This is a genomic window from Bradyrhizobium sp. Arg816 (assembly GCF_029989365.1).
Taxonomy (GTDB): domain Bacteria; phylum Pseudomonadota; class Alphaproteobacteria; order Rhizobiales; family Xanthobacteraceae; genus Bradyrhizobium.
Genome location: NZ_JAPRAQ010000018.1, coordinates 1 through 19,144 on the forward strand (window position 1 = coordinate 1; position 19,144 = coordinate 19,144).

The 19,144-nt window shown below is 64.3% G+C and carries 15 protein-coding genes; 11 read left to right on the forward strand and 4 right to left on the reverse strand.

The window, feature by feature from the left end:
- Positions 1 to 431: 431 nt before the first annotated feature.
- Positions 432 to 812 (forward strand): hypothetical protein, encoded by a 381-nt coding sequence (locus OWC48_RS32395; RefSeq protein ID WP_282523623.1) that lies wholly within the window; start codon positions 432 to 434, stop codon positions 810 to 812.
- A gap of 685 nt (positions 813 to 1,497) precedes the next feature.
- Here the strand turns inward: OWC48_RS32395 and OWC48_RS32400 are convergent.
- A complete protein-coding gene (locus OWC48_RS32400) occupies positions 1,498 to 2,760 on the reverse strand; it encodes an MFS transporter (RefSeq protein ID WP_282523624.1) in 1,263 nt (420 codons plus the stop codon).
- Between the two features lie 294 nt (positions 2,761 to 3,054).
- On the opposite strand from OWC48_RS32400, the gene OWC48_RS32405 reads away from it, so the two are divergent.
- Positions 3,055 to 6,375 (forward strand): adenylate/guanylate cyclase domain-containing protein, encoded by a 3,321-nt coding sequence (locus OWC48_RS32405; protein ID WP_282523625.1) that lies wholly within the window; start codon positions 3,055 to 3,057, stop codon positions 6,373 to 6,375.
- A gap of 21 nt (positions 6,376 to 6,396) precedes the next feature.
- Complete coding sequence (locus tag OWC48_RS32410; RefSeq protein ID WP_282523626.1) at positions 6,397 to 7,077, forward strand: redoxin domain-containing protein; 681 nt, start codon at positions 6,397 to 6,399, stop codon at positions 7,075 to 7,077.
- A 17-nt stretch (positions 7,078 to 7,094) separates the two neighbouring features.
- On the opposite strand, the gene OWC48_RS32415 is transcribed toward OWC48_RS32410, so the two are convergent.
- Complete coding sequence (locus tag OWC48_RS32415) at positions 7,095 to 7,934, reverse strand: uroporphyrinogen-III synthase (protein ID WP_282523627.1); 840 nt, start codon at positions 7,932 to 7,934, stop codon at positions 7,095 to 7,097.
- Positions 7,935 to 8,107: 173 nt separating this feature from the next.
- Here OWC48_RS32415 and purU point away from each other — a divergent pair, with 173 nt between their 5' ends.
- On the forward strand, positions 8,108 to 8,971 hold the full coding sequence (gene purU / locus OWC48_RS32420) for a formyltetrahydrofolate deformylase (protein ID WP_282523628.1): 864 nt from the start codon (positions 8,108 to 8,110) through the stop codon (positions 8,969 to 8,971).
- A 70-nt stretch (positions 8,972 to 9,041) separates the two neighbouring features.
- Here purU and OWC48_RS32425 read toward each other — a convergent pair whose 3' ends face one another.
- Positions 9,042 to 9,326: a hypothetical protein gene (locus OWC48_RS32425; protein ID WP_282523629.1), complete on the reverse strand. Its 285-nt coding sequence runs from the start codon at positions 9,324 to 9,326 to the stop codon at positions 9,042 to 9,044.
- A gap of 522 nt (positions 9,327 to 9,848) precedes the next feature.
- Here OWC48_RS32425 and OWC48_RS32430 point away from each other — a divergent pair.
- From OWC48_RS32430 to OWC48_RS32455, 6 genes are all read left to right on the forward strand, one after another.
- Positions 9,849 to 11,039: an ABC transporter substrate-binding protein gene (locus OWC48_RS32430; protein WP_282523630.1), complete on the forward strand. Its 1,191-nt coding sequence runs from the start codon at positions 9,849 to 9,851 to the stop codon at positions 11,037 to 11,039.
- Positions 11,040 to 11,171: 132 nt separating this feature from the next.
- Positions 11,172 to 12,041, forward strand: a complete 870-nt coding sequence (locus tag OWC48_RS32435; RefSeq protein WP_282523631.1) for a branched-chain amino acid ABC transporter permease — start codon at positions 11,172 to 11,174, stop codon at positions 12,039 to 12,041.
- An 8-nt stretch (positions 12,042 to 12,049) separates the two neighbouring features.
- Positions 12,050 to 13,078, forward strand: coding sequence for a branched-chain amino acid ABC transporter permease (locus OWC48_RS32440; protein ID WP_282523632.1), 1,029 nt, complete (start codon positions 12,050 to 12,052; stop codon positions 13,076 to 13,078).
- Positions 13,075 to 13,830: an ABC transporter ATP-binding protein gene (locus OWC48_RS32445; RefSeq protein ID WP_282523633.1), complete on the forward strand. Its 756-nt coding sequence runs from the start codon at positions 13,075 to 13,077 to the stop codon at positions 13,828 to 13,830. Before OWC48_RS32440 ends, OWC48_RS32445 begins: the two co-directional genes overlap by 4 nt.
- Complete coding sequence (locus tag OWC48_RS32450; RefSeq protein WP_282523634.1) at positions 13,823 to 14,539, forward strand: ABC transporter ATP-binding protein; 717 nt, start codon at positions 13,823 to 13,825, stop codon at positions 14,537 to 14,539. Before OWC48_RS32445 ends, OWC48_RS32450 begins: the two co-directional genes overlap by 8 nt.
- Before the next feature lie 20 nt (positions 14,540 to 14,559).
- A complete protein-coding gene (locus OWC48_RS32455; RefSeq protein ID WP_282523635.1) occupies positions 14,560 to 15,678 on the forward strand; it encodes a cobalamin-independent methionine synthase II family protein in 1,119 nt (372 codons plus the stop codon).
- A gap of 207 nt (positions 15,679 to 15,885) precedes the next feature.
- On the opposite strand, the gene OWC48_RS32460 is transcribed toward OWC48_RS32455, so the two are convergent.
- On the reverse strand, positions 15,886 to 17,592 hold the full coding sequence (locus OWC48_RS32460; protein ID WP_282523636.1) for a caspase family protein: 1,707 nt from the start codon (positions 17,590 to 17,592) through the stop codon (positions 15,886 to 15,888).
- Positions 17,593 to 17,758: 166 nt separating this feature from the next.
- Here OWC48_RS32460 and OWC48_RS32465 point away from each other — a divergent pair, with 166 nt between their 5' ends.
- Positions 17,759 to 19,114, forward strand: a complete 1,356-nt coding sequence (locus tag OWC48_RS32465) for a hypothetical protein (RefSeq protein ID WP_282523742.1) — start codon at positions 17,759 to 17,761, stop codon at positions 19,112 to 19,114.
- Positions 19,115 to 19,144 lie beyond the last annotated feature (30 nt).

The following is a 19,144-nucleotide window of genomic DNA, read 5'->3' on the forward strand; positions in this document are numbered from 1 at the left end:
AACATGCTTGGCGATATCCAGACCGATTATGATAACCTCTGACACGGACGCCTCCCTTAAGTGGTGCTCAACAACTCCACTTTGGCACATCGATGCCGTCGGGCGGGGCGTCCACCCCATCATAAATGTCAGCTTCCGAGGCTTAAGCGGAAGTTGCCCTGCGCGGTCGGCATCGACTGCTTGTGACCCGTTGCGGACGTCGGCCAACGATCGCCGCTACCTCCGGGGTAGCGGCCGCCGTGCGGCCGTGTCCAGCTGTTGCCGAGTAGTGTTCGGGGGGTGACGAAACAAAATCCGCCGGGATGAAACCATTTTCCGGCCTTCACGAAGGCACGGTGAAACAGTCGGACGTTTAAAAGAAGCATTGGAAGCGGTGGGCAAAGGGGCACAGCATAAAGAACGACGATCGCCATGGGGCGGGGAGCGAAGCCATGTCACAGATTCGCAAAGCTTTTTTGGGTGCTCTCGCGACAGCATTGACGATCGGTGCCGTGCAATTCGCTTCAGGTCACGACCTCGGAGACCGCTGGCAGGTGGGCTCTGAACAGCCAAGTCACATCGTCAATCGCGCCGGCAAGGCAGATCATCTTGCTGCCCTCAAGCCGTTCGCAGTCCAGACGAAAACGGTTTCCCTGCGCTTGAACGATCAAGCCGATACATCGGTCCTGATGCGTATTCCATTTGCGCAGGCCCGCATCACCAAGACGCCGCTCTGGAATCAGAGCCGTAAGCCGACAGTCGCCTGCGAGCCCATGGTCAGCACGCTCACGGAAGTCGCAAGGCTCCTGCAGCCCGGCCGTTGCGTGACCTGATCACTCAATCCGCTTTTCGGGGTGAAGCGGATATGTCTGTGAAGCTCCTTGATCTCGTGCTTTGACCCTCAACAGACCTTTCAATGTCTGCAAGGTTCAGCAGAGGTTCGCTGTTGCCGATCTTGGGAATTTCCTGATGCCCAAATGTTTCGCGAAGCGAAAGGAAATTCCCGAGGTATAGTACCTTGCCACCTACTTCGAGGTGGAGTTGCGGAGGACATCGCTATGAGATTTTCCTCGCTGTTCGTTGTGGGCTTAGCTGTCGCCATCTTGTCGAATGCATCCGCCAACGCCGCGACGAAAACTACGAGGCCGAACACTCCATCGACAGAGATATTTCACTCGGGTGCGCATGCCAAAGTGCTTGACCCGGATATAAGGGCGTTTGCACCACCCAAAGCTAGGACGTACGTGGAATGCAAACAAGGGCTATGGGCGCAAGGTGCGAACCCCAACTATCAATACGCGGTCTGTAGCAGTATGGGGTACAAAAACTGACCAATTCACGCACGCAGCAGAGGCCGCCCTCAGATGGTGGCCTCTCGGTCATATTGGGGTCTTATGAGGCCAGCAGGGAATGTCGCCTTCTGGCCCAACGCGGAAGTCCTGCGACATTCCGATTTCGCACCGCCTTCAAGGAGTATAGCAGACGTCAAACGGCGTCCCCGATTTATGAGGACAGGCCCTAGCGTGCATTGGCGGGGGCGTGGAGCGGCCAGAGGTCGGCGCGCCAGCGGATCGCGATCGCCAGCATCGCGATGAAGCCCGCGGCGGCGTAGAGCGAACCCGTCGCGGAGTAGCCGATGATGTCGATCAGGCTGCCGGCCGCGAGCAATCCGAGCGGCAGGCCGTAGATCACCATCATGCGCACGCCCATGACGCGGCCGCGCAGGTGCGCGCTCGCCGTCCGCATCAGGATCACGGCAGCTGATATCATCGACATGCTCTGGGCGATGCCGGCGAGAACGAGGCAGGCCATCGCCACCGGCATGATCCTGATCTCGACGAACACCAGCAGCATGGCGTACCAGGCCAGCGTCGCGCCGATGAGAAGCCGGGCAATGCGCAGTCCGCTGACCAGGCTGAGCGTGATGGAGCCGATCAGCGAGCCCACGGCGAAGCTCGCCGAGAGATAGCCGAGGCCGGTCTGGTCGGTATGAAAGATGTCCCGCGCGATGTAGGGCAATAGTCCGCCGGTGAAGGGAAAGGCGGTGAGATTGGCCAGGAAGGCGACGCACAGCGCCGCGCGCATTCCCGGGCCGTTCCAGGCATAGACGATCCCTTCCTTGAGGTCGCCCAGCAATCGCGAGACCGCGTGGCTGTTCGCCGGAAGATCGCTCGTCGTGACGGTCCTTTTCGGCCGGGTCAGGCAGAGCATGAGAAGTGCGGCCGCGAGATACAGACAGGCGATCGCCACGTAAACGAGGCCGATGCCGAGGACGGCGAACAGACCTGCGCCCGTCAGCGCTCCGGCGATGCGGGCGCTGTCCTGGGTCGTGCGCGCAACGCTGATGGCGCCCACCAGTTGCTCGGGCGGCATGATCTCGGCAAGCAGTGCGCCGCGGACGCCGAGATCGGAGGGGCGGATCAGGCCCATGAGCGCGACGATGATCATCACGCTCAGCGGCGACAAATGACCGGTCAGCGCCAGGACCATGATGGTCGACGAGAGCGCCGTATAGGCAAGGCGCATCACGACCAGGAGATCGCGATGACCCATCCGGTCGCCGATCATGCCGAGCACCGGCGCGACGAGTGTCCCGACGAACTGGAGCGAGGCAAGCACGGTCAGCAGCAACACCGAGCCGGTCTCGACCATGATGTACCAGCCGAGCACCAGCGTCTCCACTTCGAATGCCCACGAGGTGAGCAGATCGGACGGCCACTGGAAGCGATAGTTGCGGATGCGGAATGGCGCGAGTGCGGAAGGTCGTGCGGATGTGCTCAAGATACGATGACGGGTTTCACGGCGATTCCCTGCCCTTATTTTTATTGTTCTGTTCGGCAGGGTAGCCCCGGCGATGCCCCTGTCAATTGGCGCTACCGCATGCCGCCATGCTTGCCGACGACGTGCGATGCGCCAGTGCGCCCGCGGCATCGCTTCGTTGCCCAGCCGATACGGAGAGGTAGATTAGCCGCCGCTTGCTCTTCCGGCGCGTAGAGCCCATTCTGGTCTGCGTCTTGGACCCATCCGGCAGGTCCAGGAACTCGCGCCATCGCGGCTTCCGCGAGGTCTTGACCCATGAACTGCTCTTGCTGTGGTTTAGAGGTCCAGAGCGGCTTTGCCTTCTGCCCGAAGTGCGGCACGAAGCAGCCGAACGCGTGCCCCGGCTGCGGCTTTCCATGCGCGCCGGATTTCGCCTATTGCCCGAAATGCGGTGCCGTCGTCGCGGAGGTCCCCACAGGCGGGCAGGCATCGGCGCGGACGAGCCCGACGACGCTCCCGATCCGGTCCTCCTCTCCGCCGCTCGTGCCGGCGGAGGAGGCTCACACCGCATTTCGACCTCCGTCGGACCAGATCGACAGCGAGGCGAACCGCCGCACCATCACCGTGCTGTTTGCCGACCTCAGCGGCTTCACTGCGATGAGCGAGCGGCTCGACCCCGAGGTCATGCAGACGCTTCAAAACGAATTGTTCGAGGAGTTGACGGCCGCGGTGCAAAGCTTTGGCGGCTTCGTGGACAAATTCATCGGCGATGCGCTGCTGGCTCTGTTTGGTGCGCCGGCGGCGCACGAGGACGACCCGGAGCGGGCGGTGCGCGCTGCCCTCGACATGATCGGCCGGACGGCGCGCCTCAGCGAACGCGCGGAGGCGTATGCCGGTTCACCGCTGCTGCTCCATGTCGGCATCAACACCGGGCACGTCGTCGCGGGCGGGCTCGGTGCGGGTGTTTCCAAATCCTATTCGGTGACCGGCGACACGGTGAATACCGCCCAGCGACTACAGTCGATGGCGGCTCCGGGCGAGGTGCTGGTCGGGCCGTTGACCCACCGTCTGACGCGGCATGCGTTTTCCTATGACTCGCTTGGCGAGGTCTCGCTGAAGGGCAAGATGGGAAGCGTGCTGGTCCACCGTCTGAAGGAGCCGCTCGACACGCCCCGTGCGGCGCGCGGTCTCGACACGCTGGGCCTCAATGCGCCGTTGATCGGGCGGGACGCCGAGCTCGCGCGCCTGATCGGCAGCCTTGATCGCGCGTGCGGCGGCGCGGCTCAACTGGTGCGGCTGGTCGGCGAAGCCGGCATCGGGAAAACGCGCCTGGTCGGCGAATTCGTCGCGCGCATCCGCGACCAGGATCGATTCGCCGGCGTGGCGATCCGGCACGCGGCGTGCTCGCCGCTCGGCGAACAATCCTACGGCACTCTCGCCGCCGTGCTGCGCAGCGCCTATGGCATCGCGCGGAAGGCGGGCGCGGAAGAGGCGGAGGCGAAGGTCGCCGCCGCGCTGTCGGAGCTTGGCCTCGCGACCGACGAGGCCGACCGCCTGATGCCCCTCTATCTGCACGTGCTCGGCCTCGGCGACCCCAACGCCGTGCTCAGGCATGTCGAGCCCGAACAGCTCCGCCGGCAGATATTCTTCGCGATTCGCACCGTCTTCGAGCGCCGCCTGGCACTGTCGCCACTGCTGATCATCGTCGAGGATCTGCACTGGGCCGACGCGGTGTCGCTTGAAGCGTTGCGGTTCCTGATGGACCGACTGGAGCGGACGCGGCTGATGCTGCTGTTTACGCATCGGCCGATGCTGGAGCTGGATCAGTTCGGTTCGAGCAGGATCAGTCACACGACGCTTCGGCTGCCCCCGCTTGGCGACGCCGACGGACAAGAGCTGCTCGCGGCCTATTTCAGTCACGGTTGGCGTGAACCGCCGGGAGGCCTGTTCGGTCGAATCCTCGATCGCGCCGGCGGCAATCCGCTTTTCCTCGAGGAGATCATACGCGGCCTCATCGAAGCCGGCACCCTGGAGCGCGACGGCGCGCAGTGGCGGATGAAATCGGATGAAGCCTCCGCCGATATTCCGGCAAGCATTCAGGCGTTGCTGCTGGCGCGTCTCGACCGGTTGCCGCAGCAGGTGCGCCGCCTGGCACAGGAAGCCGCCGTGATCGGCCCGCGTTTTGATGCGGCTGCTCTCGGTGCGGCGGCAACCGAGCCGGCGAGGGTTGAAGCGGGGCTCGAGCTTCTGTGCGACGCGGAGATCATCGAGGAGATCGCGGGCGCGAACTCGATTTCGCTGCGGACCTACCGCTTCACGCAAACCATGCTTCAGGACGTGATCTATCAAAACCTGCTTCTGCAGCGCCGGATCGAGCTTCATGGACGGATTGGCGGGGTGCTCGAGAGGCTCTATGGCCATGAGCCCGAGCGCCTCGAAGATCTCATACTGCTCGGACATCACTTCAGTCTGAGCGCGAGCAAGCCGAAAGGCGCGCGCTATCTGCGCGCGGCCGGCGATCGCGCACGCGCCAGCTATGCCAACGACGATGCCATCCGTCTCTACCAACAGGCCCTCGCCGTGCTGTTGACCGGCGGCGAACGGGAGCCGGAACGTCTGGTCCTGTACGAGCGGATTGCGGACCTCTGTGGCGCGGCTGGCCGCCGGAACACGGCGGAGGAGCACTATCAGAGCGCGTTGGAGGGGCACCGCGCCTTACAGGACGTGATCGGCGAAGCACGAATTCTTCGCAAGCTTGGCCGATTGCTGTGGGACGCCGGCAAGCGGATCAAGGCAGAGACGCATTACGCCGAGGCGGCCAACCTCCTTGGAGGGACCGACGCGCCCATCGAGTGGGCGCATCTGTTGCAGGAGCGCGGCCGTCTCGCGTTTCGGACGGGCGATCACGTGGCCGCCGCAAAATGGGCAGACGAGGCGCTCGGCTATGCACGGTCCGTACCGGCGGACGTGGACGAGCAGGCCGGTCTCGAGGCGGCTCGCGCCATTGCGGAGGCCCTCAACACCAAGGGCGTTGCGCTGGCGCGGCTTGGACGACACGAGGAGGCGGTGCGCGAAGTGGAGCAAAGCGTTGCAGCCGCCGAAACCGCCGGCCTCCTCAACGTCGCCTGCCGCAGCTACACCAATCTCGGTGTGCTCTACACGATTGTCGACCCGGCGAAAGCCATGGAGGTCTGCCGGCGCGGACTCGATGTCGCGCGCCGGATCGGGGATCTCGGCTTCCAGGCGCGCCTCCTTGCCAATTTTGCCGTTGCCTGTTGCACCTTCACGGACAGATGTACCGAGGAAGGGGTGCCGGCTGCCGAAAGGGCGATCGAAATCGACCGTGCGCTCGATCAGCGCGAGCATCTCTCCGTGCCCTTGATCGTGCTCGGGCAAATCCATCAATGCCATTTCCGCCCCGATCTGGCCGCCCTCTGCTACAATGAGGCAATCGAGGTGGCGAACGAAACCGGCGAACCGCAGCAGCTCTTTCCATGCTATGATGGTCTCGCCACGCTGAGCCTTGATCGAGGCGACATGCCCGAGGCCGACCGATATTTCGCGCTGGCCCATGATGTCTGCACCCGCCACGGGCTTGATCCCGCCGGGCTGATCGTACTGCCATTTCTTGACTAGGTCATATGAAGGAGTTCAACCATGCCAGAACTTCATGTCGACGGACCGCTTCAACCGGGCGATCGCGCACCGAACATCGTGCTGGACGCCATCACACGCGATGGAACGATCGCGCTCCAGGATTTTCGCGGGCACAGCCCGATATTGATCGGCTTGTTTCGAGGGCTGCACTGCCCGTTCTGTCGGCGACATATCGCGGCACAGGCGCAACTTGACGCAGCGCTGCGCGACAAGGGCGTCGAGAGCCTCACGGTCGTGAATACGCCCATCGAACGCGCGCGGCTCTACTTCCGCTATCATCCCTTGCCCAATCTGCTCGCCGCGTCCGACCCCGAGCGGGTCTCGCACCGCGCGTTCGGCCTGCCCAATATCGAGTTTACGGAGAACGAAACCGAGTGGCCGCGCAAGGTCGGTATGGACGTCGTCAAGAGCATGCAGGTGGATGTGCCCGGCGAAACGTCGGGGCCGATGAATCGGTTGGCGGCTTCCGAGTACCTCAACAACAAGGACGGTTACGAGATGATGGAGGCCGATCAGCGCATGGCGGCAACCGGCCAGGGCCAGCTGTTCGGCCAGTTCCTGCTCGATCGCGAGGGGATCGTGCGCTGGACCTTTACCGAGGTTCCTGAAGGCGGCCACCGCATGTTCGGGGCTCCGAGCCCTCAGGAGTTGATGTCGGCCGCCTCGCAGGTGGCAAGCTAGGCATCGGCGCCTGGTGATTAACCCGCCACCTTCGGCCGCTTCTCGGCGAGCGCCGCCGCCATCGCCGAGATCAGCGGGCGCATGAAATAGTGGTCTTCCGCCGGTGCGATGTCCGTGCGCAGGCCATGCGCGGCGAGCTCTCCCGACACCGCAGGGCCCACTGACGCAATCAGCGTCCGCTCCAACCCTGCGCGCAACTTCGCCTCACTGCCATGTGCCTTCGCGGCTTCCACGAGGCGGCGGACCTGGCCAAGATTGGTCAGCGCGATGGAATCGATCCGCCCCTCGGCCATGTCGTCGATGGCCGCGACGATGTTGGCATCCGCTGCCTTGGAATCGTAGGCATAAGGCAGCACGGTATCGACATCGGCGCCTTGCGCGGCAAGTGCGCCGGTCAGTACGCTGTGGTCCTTGTCCGGATAAAGCTGAAGGCCGACGCGTCGCCCGTTCAAGTCGAGCCTGCCCAGCATTTCGATCACGCCCTCGGTGGTCGGCTTCTCCGTGGTCTGCTGCGCATCGAGGGAGATCTCGCGCAACGCCTTGCCGGGCTTCGGGCCGCGGGTGAATTTTCGCGATTTGGCAAGCGCCGCGACCAGAGCCTGGTCGAGACCACGGCTCCGCGCGAGCTTCATGATCCGCCGCAGGCCTTCGCCCGTCATCAGCACGAGATCGTCAAAGGGCTGGTCGATGGCGCGGCGGATCCAGGCCTCGACCGGGGCGGGATCGGGCGCGTCGTGAATGGTGAACATCGGGCACTGCACGACATCGGCGCCTTGCTCCGCCAGAAGCTTTGAAAACTGCGCCTCCTCGCGCGTCTCCAGGATCAGGATGCGGTAGCCGTTCAAGCGGTCGGCCATGGGTGTGCTCCGGCGGTAAATTGCAATGGTCCGTTCATCCTGACTCCGCGCTTTATGTAGAAGCAAGTCTTCGGATCAAGTCTTGGGATTGGCGCGAGGGCGGTGTCGGTGATAGAGCAGGGCGCAAATCGCGGGTCACTCCGCAGTCGCTGCCCAAACCTTCATCAAGAGCCATGCCCGATCATCAATATGTCCTGACCCTGTCCTGTCCGGATCGTCCCGGCATCGTCTCGGCGGTGTCGACCTTTCTGGCCCACAACGGACAGAACATTCTCGATGCCCAGCAGTTCGACGACGTCGAGACCAAGAAGTTCTTCATGCGCGTGGTGTTCACCGCGGCCGATCTCGCTGTGGAGCTGTCGGCGCTCCAGACCGGCTTTGCCGCGATCGCGGAGCGTTTCGGCATGGAGTGGCAGATGCGCGACCGTGCCGCGCATCGCAAGGTGATTCTGCTGGTGTCGAAGTCCGACCATTGCCTGGTCGACATCCTTTATCGCTGGCGCACCGGCGAGCTGCCGATGGTCCCGACCGCAATCGTCTCCAACCATCCGCGCGAGGTCTATGCCGGGCTCGATTTCGGCGGCATCCCGTTCCACCATCTGCCCGTGACCAAGGAGACCAAGCGCGAGCAGGAGGCGCAGATCCTCGATCTCGTCGCCAAGACCGGAACCGATCTCGTCGTGCTCGCGCGCTACATGCAGATCCTGTCGGATGATCTTTCTGCCAAGCTTTCCGGCCGCTGCATCAACATCCACCACTCGTTCCTGCCGGGCTTCAAGGGCGCAAAGCCCTATCACCAGGCCCATGAGCGCGGCGTCAAGCTGATCGGCGCCACTGCCCATTACGTCACGCGCGACCTCGACGAAGGTCCGATCGTCGATCAGGACGTCGAGCGCATCAGCCACCGCGACACCCCGGAGGATCTCGTCCGCAAGGGCCGCGATATCGAGCGGCGCGTGCTGGCCCGCGCGATCCGCTACCACCTCGACGACCGCGTCATTCTCAACGGCCGCAAGACCGTGGTGTTCATGGATTAGCGAATAGTGAGTGGCGAGTAGCGAATGGAGAGGGGGCGATATTCGCCACTCCTATTCGCCATTCGCTCCCCTAGCGCACCGCGCCGCCCGACGTGGAGCCCGTCGCACCCTTCTGCGCCTGCTCTTCCTTCTCGCGATCCGCCGCCGGCAGCAGCCGCTTGCGTTCGCGCTCTTTCATGTAGGCGTCGTATTGCGGCGTGCCGGGCCGCGGCGGTGCGTCGGCCGGCAGGCCGCCGGCCCATTGCGGGACGTAGTCGCCCATGCCGGCGGACAGCTTTTCGTTGACGGTGCCGCAGCCGGACAGCCCCGCGGCGAGCGCAACGAGGGTGAGGACGGAGCGGAAGGACTTGAGCATTGTGCGCGCGCGAATTCGGTCAGGTTGGACGCCGGGTTAGGCTGGCGCGGGAAGAGTAGTCTTCAACAAGGTAAAATAGACTTATTCGAGGTAGGTAATTAGCTACCGATTTGTGCTGAGCCGAAGCCTCGCCGGTGTCCGAATTCTGCAAAAGAAAGACGAAATCCTCCATCCAAGCGGCTGGTCACTTCCTAGACTGTGGCAAGGCGCTCGCGACAAATTGGCTTGGTCGGCGGCGGGGCTTTTTCGTTGACAGGTCCATTTTATTTGTACAATCGTACAAATGTTAGCGGCCGGGAAGGGGATGCTCGGGTTACCCCGACGTAACCACGGCATCGCTCCCGTCGTCGGCAATCGGGACGCGCGGCTTGCGCCGAATGGTCGCCAAACGTCCGATTGACAATAAGGGCGCGAAAGACGCCATGTGGCGCGACATCGCGCGTGCGTGAGCTAAGGTTGAGCCAAGGACCGGGCACTCGGTCCGGCGCACAAGAGGTCAGGAATGAAGGGGAGGGACATCTGATGTTCGAACGGAAGACGTTTTCTTATAAGGTCTCTTGGACCGCAGCAGCGGCCGCCATCGCCGGCCTCGCGGCCATCGTGCCGGCCAAGGCCGAGGATACCGTCAAGGTCGGCCTGATCCTGCCGATGACCGGCGGCCAGGCCTCGACCGGCAAGCAGATCGAGAACGCGATCAAGCTCTACATGCAGCAGAAGGGCGACACCGTCGCCGGCAAGAAGATCGAGATCATCCTCAAGGACGACGCCGCGATTCCGGACAAGACCAAGACGGCCGCGCAGGAGCTGATCGTCAACGACAAGGTCAATTTCATCGCCGGCTTCGGCGTGACGCCAGCCGCGCTCGCGGCCGCGCCGCTCGCAACCCAGGCCAAGATCCCGGAAGTCGTGATGGCGGCCGGCACCTCCATCATCACCGAGCGCTCGCCCTACATCGTGCGCACCAGCTTCACGCTGGCGCAGTCCTCGACCATCATCGCCGACTGGGCGGTGAAGAACGGCATCAAGAAGGTGGCGACGCTCACCTCCGACTACGCGCCGGGCAACGACGCGCTGAACTTCTTCAAGCAGAATTTCACCGCCGGCGGCGGTGAGGTGGTCGAAGAGGTGAAGACCCCGCTCGCCAATCCCGATTTCGCGCCGTTCCTCCAGCGCATGAAGGACGCCAAGCCCGACGCGATCTTCGTGTTCGTGCCGGCCGGCCAGGGCGGCAACTTCATGAAGCAATATGCCGAGCGCGGCCTCGACAAGGCCGGCATCAAGGTGATCGGACCGGGCGACGTCACCGACGACGACCTGCTCAACAACATGGGCGACGCCGTGCTCGGCACGGTCACCGCGCATCTGTATTCCGCGGCGCATCCCTCGCAGATGAACAAGGATTTTGTCGCAGCCTACAAGAAGGCCTACGGCACCCGTCCGGGCTTCATGGCGGTAAGCGGCTATGACGGCATCCACCTCATCTACGAGGCGCTGAAGAAGACCAATGGCGACACCGATGGCACCAAGCTGGTCGAAGCCATGAAGGGCCAGAAGTGGGAAAGCCCGCGGGGCCCGATCTCGATCGACCCCGAGACGCGGGACATCGTGCAGAACATCTACATCCGCAAGGTCGAGAAAGTCGACGGCGAGCTCTACAATGTCGAGTTCGCGACCTTCGAAGCCGTCAAGGATCTCGGCAAGACCAAGAAGTGACGCGCGAAAGCGCGTCATCCCCGAGCGCGCTTAGCGCGCATCGGGATCTCGACGTGATGGAAATGGATTCGGGGTTCAGCGCTGCGCGCTGCCCCGGAATGACGAGTGATTACCAGGGTTCACCCGCTTCCGATGACCTCTATCCTCACCAACCTGTTCGATGGCGTTGCCTACGGCATGCTGCTGTTCGTGCTCGCTTGCGGGCTTGCGGTCACGCTCGGCCTGATGAACTTCGTCAACCTCGCCCACGGCGCCTTCGCCATGGCCGGCGGCTATGTCTGCATGGTCCTGGTCAACCGGATGGGCTGGCCGTTCTTCGCAGCACTGCCGCTCGCCTTCGTCTCGTCGGCTGCGATCGGCATCGTGCTCGAGCGAATGCTCTACCGCCATCTCTATGCGCGCAGCCATCTCGACCAGGTGCTGTTCACGATCGGTCTCACGTTCATGTCGGTCGCGGCAGTCGACTACATCCAGGGATCGTCGCGGGTGTTCATCAACTTGCCGGCTGCGCTGCAGGGCCAGTTCGACGTGTTCGGCGTCGGCATCGGCCGCTACCGGTTGATGATCATCGTGATCTGCGGCCTGCTCACCATCGGTCTCCAGATGGTGCTGGCCAAGACCCGCTTCGGCAGCCGCCTGCGCGCCGCGGTCGATGACCCGCGCGCTGCGAGTGGCCTCGGCATCAACGTGCCGCAGGTGTTCGCTTTCACGTTCGCATTTGGATGCGGCCTCGCAGGCCTTGGCGGCGCGCTGAGCGCCGAGATCCTCGGCCTCGATCCCTATTTCCCGCTGAAGTTCATGATCTACTTCCTGATCGTCGTCACCGTCGGCGGCTCGTCCTCGATCACCGGGCCGTTCCTGGCCTCGCTCCTGCTCGGCATAGGTGACGTCGCCGGCAAATATTACGTGCCGAAGATGGGCCCCTTCGTGATCTACACCATGATGATCGTGATCCTGATCTGGCGCCCGAACGGCCTGTTCGGCCGCACGGCCGCGCGTTGAGGCCGCCGATGAGCGCTTCCTCCGACGTCGGTTATCACGCCCAGCGCCAGGCGCGCTGGCACTATGGCGAAGTCGCCTTCTGGCTGGTCGTGCTGGCCTGCGGCTTCGCTTTTCCCACGCGCTATCTGATCATGACCGACATCCTGCGGCTGGCGCTGTTTGCGATGTCGCTCGATCTCATCCTCGGTTATGCCGGCATCGTCTCGCTCGGCCACGCCGCTTTCTTCGGCGTCGGCGCCTACGCCGCGGGGCTTCTCGCCTTGCATGGGATCATCAACGAGCCCGTGCTCGCGCTGATCGCAGCCGGCCTTGCCGCGATGGTGCTGGGTTTCGCCACCAGCTTCCTGGTGATCCGCGGCGTCGATCTGACCCGGCTGATGGTCACGCTCGGCATCGCGCTGCTGCTGGAGGCACTCGCTGAGCGCTTCTCCAACATCACCGGCGGCACCGACGGCCTTCAGGGCATCGAGATGCAGCCGATCTTCGGCGAGATCCCGGTCGACATGTTCGGCAAGACCGGCTTCTTCTACTCGCTTGCGGTGCTGTTCCTGTTGTTCCTGTTCGCTCGCCGCGTCGTGCATTCGCCGTTCGGCCTGTCGCTGCGCGCGATCAAGAACAATCCGCTGCGCGCAGCCGCCATCGGCATCCCCGTCAACCGCCGCCTGATCGCGATCTACACGCTCGCGGCGTTCTATGCCGGCATCGCGGGCGCGCTGTTCACCCAGACCACAGCGATCGCCTCCCTCGACGTGTTCGCCTTCGAGCGTTCGGCCGATTTGATGCTGGTGCTCGTCATCGGCGGGACCGGCTATCTCTATGGCGGACTGGTCGGCGCGGTGATCTTCCGCATGCTCCAGGAAGTGTTCTCAACCATCACCCCGCAATATTGGCAGTTCTGGATCGGTCTCGTGCTGGTCGTGATCGTGCTGGTCGGCCGCCAGCGCCTGCATCGCTGGGTGCTGTACGTGCCGAACCTGGTCATCAAGCAGGTTGCCGGACGCAAGGCCGTCGTTGCCGTGCCGGAGAGCGACGCATGACCATCGCGCTCGAAACCCAAAATCTCGAAAAGCAGTTCGGCGGCCTGCGCGTGACGCGGGACCTGTCGCTCAAGATCGAGCAGGGCGCGCGCCACGCGCTGATCGGCCCGAATGGCGCCGGCAAGACCACGGTCATCAACCAGCTCACCGGCGTGCTCAAGCCGAACTCGGGCCGGATCCTGCTCGAAGGCCAGGACATTACCGATCTGCCCGTGCACAAGCGCGTGCTGCGCGGCCTGTCGCGCACCTTCCAGATCAACCAGCTCTATCCCGACCTGACCCCGCTCGAGACCATCGGCCTCGCCGTCTCCGAGCGCCTCGGCCATGGCGGCGACTGGTGGCGGCGGATGGGCACGCGGAGCGACGTCAACGGCGAGATCGCCGATCTCCTGAGGCGCTTCCATCTGCTCGACGTCATGAACGAAGAGACCGTGACGCTGCCTTACGGCAAGCAGCGCCTGCTTGAGATCGCGGTCGCGATCGCTGCCAAGCCGCGGGTGCTGCTGCTCGACGAGCCCGCCGCCGGCGTGCCCGAGAGCGAACGCCACGACATTCTCGCGGTCGTCGGCAGCCTGCCGCGCGACGTCACCGTGCTGCTGATCGAGCACGACATGGACCTCGTCTTTTCCTTCGCCGACCGCATCTCGGTATTGGTCTCGGGCGCGCTGCTCACCGAAGGTCCGCCCGACGTGGTCGCGCGCGACCCGCAGGTCAAGGCCGTCTATCTCGGCGAGGAGGTGGTCAATGTCTGACCTGCTCGCGATCGACGCCCTGCGCGCCGGCTATGGCGAGGCGGTGGTGCTGCCCAACATGTCCCTGCGCCTCGCCGAGGGGCAGGTGCTTGCGCTGCTGGGCCGCAACGGGACCGGCAAGACCACGCTGATCAACTCCATCGTCGGCGTGACCCGCCGCTTCTCCGGCTCGGTCGCGCTGGCCGGCACCGATGTCACGAGCTTGCGGCCCGATCAGCGGGCGCGGGCCGGCATCGGCTGGGTGCCGCAGGAGCGCAACATCTTCCGCTCGCTGACGGTGGAAGAGAACATGACCGCGGTGGCGCAGCCCGGCCCCTGGACGGTCGAGAGGGTCTACGAGATGTTCCCGCGGCTGAAGGAGCGGCGGAGCAATTTCGGCAACCAGCTCTCCGGCGGCGAGCAGCAGATGCTGGCGATCGGCCGGGCGCTGACCCTCAACCCCAAGGTCCTGCTGCTGGACGAACCGACGGAGGGCCTCGCCCCCATCATCGTCGAGGAGCTGCTGAAGGCGATCGGCGCCATCACCCGGGCAGGCGGCATCTGCTCGATCATCGTCGAGCAGAACGCGCAAAAGATTCTGGGGCTCGCCGACCGTGTTGTGATATTGGAGCGCGGAGCGATCGTCCACGACGCCCCGAGCGCCGCGCTGAAGGCCGACCCGTCGGTCCTCGAGCGCCACCTCGGCGTCGCAGGGGCGGCGGCCCACTAGAAATACGGGAGAGACAAGAAATGCAGCGAACCAAAGCCCCCTTCCGCGCCGACGAGGTCGGCAGTCTCCTGCGTCCGGCCAAGATCAAGGAAGCCCGCGTCAGGCTCGAGAAGGGCGAGATCTCGGCCGACGATCTGCGCAAGATCGAGGACATGGAGATCGAGAAGGTCGTGCACAAGCAGGCCTCGATCGGCCTGAAGCTCGCGACCGACGGCGAATTCCGCCGCTCCTGGTGGCATTTCGATTTCCTGGCCAAGCTCACCGGCTGCGAAATGTTTCATCCGGACACGGGCATCCAGTTCGCGGGTGTCGAGACGCGGCATGACGCGGTCCGCGTGATCGGCAAGCTCGATTTCCCCGACGACCATCCGATGCTGGATCACTTCCGCTTCCTGAAGAAGTCCGCCGACCAGGCCCACGTCACCGCCAAGATGACGATTCCCTCGCCGGCCGTGCTGCACTTCCGCGGCGGCCGCAAGGCGATCTCCAAGGACGTCTATCCCGATCTCGACGCCTTCTACGAAGACCTCGGCAAGACCTACCGCAAGGCTGTGAAGGCTTTCTACGACGCCGGCTGCCGCTATCTCCAGTTCGACGACACCGTGTGGGCCTATCTCTGCTCGCAGGACGAGTTGCAGAAGGCGCGCGAGCGCGGCGACAATCCCGAGGGTCTCCAGCAGATCTATGCGCGCGTCATCAACTACGCGCTTGCCGAGAAGCCGGCCGACATGGTGGTGACGACGCATGTCTGCCGCGGCAATTTCCGCTCGACCTGGATCTCTTCGGGCGGCTACGAGCCCGTGGCCGAGACCATGCTCGCCGGCACCAATTACGACGGCTACTTCCTCGAATACGACTCTGACCGCGCCGGCGGCTTCGAGCCGCTGCGCTTCCTGCCCAAGGGCAACAAGATCGTCGTGGTCGGCGTCATCACCTCGAAGTTCGGCGAGCTCGAGAAAAAGGATGACATCAAGCGTCGTCTCGAAGAGGCCGCCAAATTCGCGCCGCTGGAGCAGCTCGCGCTGTCCCCGCAGTGCGGCTTTGCCTCGACCGAGGAAGGCAACATCCTCTCCGAGGAAGAGCAGTGGGCCAAGCTCGGCCTCGCGGTCGAGATCGCGAAGGAAGTGTGGGGCAATTGAGCTCACGCGGTCCGGCGCGTGAGTGGCGGCGAGGCTTCACCACTCACTCACTGTCATTCCCCGCGAAAGCGGGGAATCCAGTACGCCGCGGCCCATCGATTCAACCACAACTGCCCCGGAGTACTGGATCGCCCGGTCACGCCGGGCGATGACACCTGAGTGTTGGGCGAACAGCGGGGTATTCAAAACCAGTCCGCAAACCCGCCCTCACTTTTCCGCCAGATAGACCTCACCCAGCAGCGACGAGTTCGACCACGGCACCTGCTTGTTCTTCGTGCTCGAGACCACTTCCGCCCGCACCCGCGTGAGCATCTGCTGCACCTCCAGCCCCGGCGTGCCGAGATGGCGGGAGAGGGCGGCGGAGAACGGCGAGTTGGCGCCTTCGCCATCGAGCGCGACCTGGCCCGGCGCGGTGGCGAACGCGATCAGCGTGCCCGCGCCCAGCGTTGCACCGGCGCCCAGGCTGGTTGGCGCTGCGAGGCCCGAAGCGCCCTCGATGCCTCGGTTGGGGCCGGCGGCTGCGACCTGCTGCGCCATCGGATTGTTGCGGCAGGCATCGAAGATCAAAATGTTGGTGCGGACCTGGTCGTCGAGGCCGGCCATGATCGTGTCCATGTCGATCATCGCCTCCGTCATGCCCGCGCCCGGCCTGAGCTCGACGTCGACGGGAATGAGATAGTTGCGGCCGTCGACCTGCACGCCGTGGCCGGCATAGTACACCAACGCGACCTGCGCCCGCGCCGCCTCGCGCAGGAAGTCGCGCGTCACTTTCTGCATCGCTGCGCGGTCGAGATCGATGCCCTCCGACACCGTGAAGCCGATGTCGCGCAGGCTCCTGGCGACGGCGCGCGCATCGTTGGCCGGATTGGGCAGCGCCTTGACATGCGCGTAGGCGCCATTGCCGATCACCAGTGCCAGGCGCTTGCCAGGCGTCGCCGGGGCAGGCGAGGGCCCAGGCGCCGCGCCCGTTTGCTGCGGGGCCGGCTGCGTCACCGGTGACGGCGCATCGCGCGGGATGGGTGTGAGCGCATCCGTCACCAGCGACAGCCGCACCTTGGCGGTGGTCTGGTTGGCCTTGCTGCCGGCATCGGACGCCACGACCGCCAGCGTCGCCTTGTAGTCGTCGCGCGCATGGGCGTAGTCGCCCTTCGCCTCATAGGCCAGCGCGCGGTGGATATAGCCGGAGATCAGCACGCTGTTCGGCGGCGTCATGATGTTGACGGGCGGTTTCTCCTTCGCAAGCCGGATCGCGTCGCTGCCATCGGCAATGGCGCGATCGAGATCGCCCCGCACGCGCCAGATCGCGGTGCGGTTGATCAGCGGCTGCGGCAGCGTCGGGTCGAGCCGGATCGCCTGGTTGATGTCGGCCAGTGCCCCATCGAGCTCGCCGAGCGCCTCCTTCGCGATGCCGCGGTTCTGGAACGAGAACGTCGATTTCGGCTGCAGCTTGATCGTGGCATCGTAGTCGGCAATCGCTTTGGCGTAGTCGCCCTTGCCGCGCCAGGCGTTGCCGCGATTGTGGAAGATGGTGCCATCGGGCGGGCCGAGCTTCAGCGCATCGTCGAAATCGGCGATCGCGATGTCGTAGTCGCCCTTGTCGTAATAGGCCGATCCCCTGAGATTGTAGACCGCCTGGCTCGGCTGGAGCCGGATCGCCTCGGTAGTGTCGGCGATCACCTTCGAATAGTCGCCCTTCTTGTTCCAGCCCACCGCGCGCCAGAAATAGATCGTCGCGAGCTGCTCGCCGCGAAACACCTTCAGCGCGACGATCTTGTTGCAGGCATCGATCATCTGGTCCGGCGGCGTGGTGTCGGTCGTACAGAGCGGCCCGAGCTGGCTGCGCCCCTGCGCGAAGGCGGGCGCGGCCCACAGGGGTGCTGTGAGCAGGCAGAGCGCAACGAGCAGGCGGCGCATGGCGGTGATCCCTTTGAAGGAGAAGCGCTTGTTTGTTGCCCGGCGGTGCGCCGGGGTTCACGCGCTCGTCATTGGACGTGGGGTAAAGCGGGGGAGGGTATTCCCTCAGTGGGCAGATTTTGCTACGACGCTGGTCCCAACATTCCTGCCCACCGCGTTCCCACTCATGAAGAACGACGAAATCCTCAGCCAAATCACGGAGTTCTGCCGCAAGGCGGACATGGCGGAATCGACGTTTGGCCGGCGCGCGGTGAACGATGGGAAGCTGGTCCATCGCCTGCGCGAGGGAAAGCGCATCACGATCGACACGCTGGAGCGGATCCAGGCCTATATCGCCGCATCGACGACGGGCGGCCTGCCGCCGCCGCGGGGGCTCCAGGTGCCGCCGGAAAAACGCGATCCGCGCGGCAATTTCCGTTTCTTCGAGAACCGGCAAAAATACCTGCTGTTCGTCCATACCTGCAGCGAGAAGCGGGTGGTCGCCGAGCGCGTCGCGCTGGAGCTCGCCAGCATCCATCCGCGCCCGCCGGCGCTGCGCATCTTCGACGCAGGCGTCGGCGACGGCACGGTGCTGGCCCGGGTGCTACGCGCAACGCACCAGCGCTACCCGCACATGCCGTTCTACGTCGCCGGCAAGGAGCTCAGCCTCGAGGACCTCCGGCTGACGCTGGAGAGGGTCCCGGACCGCATTTTCGAGCATCCGGCGTCGGTGTTCGTCTTCACCAACATGTTCTACTCGGAGGCGCCCTGGCTCACGCCGGCATCGCCTGCGGCGGCGGCGGCCACCGTCTGGCACGAGGTTCCGCTACGGGGCGCCTCGTCAGGCGAGTTCGAGCAGCAGATCTCCGAGTTGAGGCCGTTCCTGGAGCAGAACTGGCGCGCCGCCATCAGCCCACGCACGGCCATGCCGCTCTACGAACGGCCCGTCGTCCTGGTGCTGTACCGCGAGGACCAAAGGTTCCTGCTGGATTCGACCATTCCGCGGCCGGGCCAGACCGAGGCCAATTTCGACCTGGTCATTGCGTCCCAGCCCTACCGTGCCCTGTCCTCGGTCAATTTCCGGGCAAAGCGGATCATTGCACCGCTGGCGCGGGCGCTTCGGCCGGGCGGGCGGCTGATCGGAATCCACTCCCACGGTCACGATCCCGGCATGGAAATGATCCAGGCGATCTGGCCTGGAGAAAATCCTTTCGCGGTCAGCCGTCATGAGCTATTGCGCGCCGTGAAGTACGAGCTTGGGTCGTTGGGCCGGGACCTAAATTTTAATGCTTATGCGGACAACCGTTCGATCTTCAGGTATGATATGGAAGCGCTGCCCAACGAGGTGACGGGTACCATCGGAACCTCGACGGCCTTTGCAGCGTGGAATGCGGCGGTGTATGTGGCGCAGATCGAGGACGACCGATTGACAGAAATGACTCAAAACGGCCGCACTCTGGATGCCGCCCGGGACGTGCTGCGGAAGTACAACGGGCTCTGGTTTCTCGACGAGTCCTACGTCATCTCGCGACGGCGTGATTGACATAATCCAAGGTTAAACATCGCAAACGCC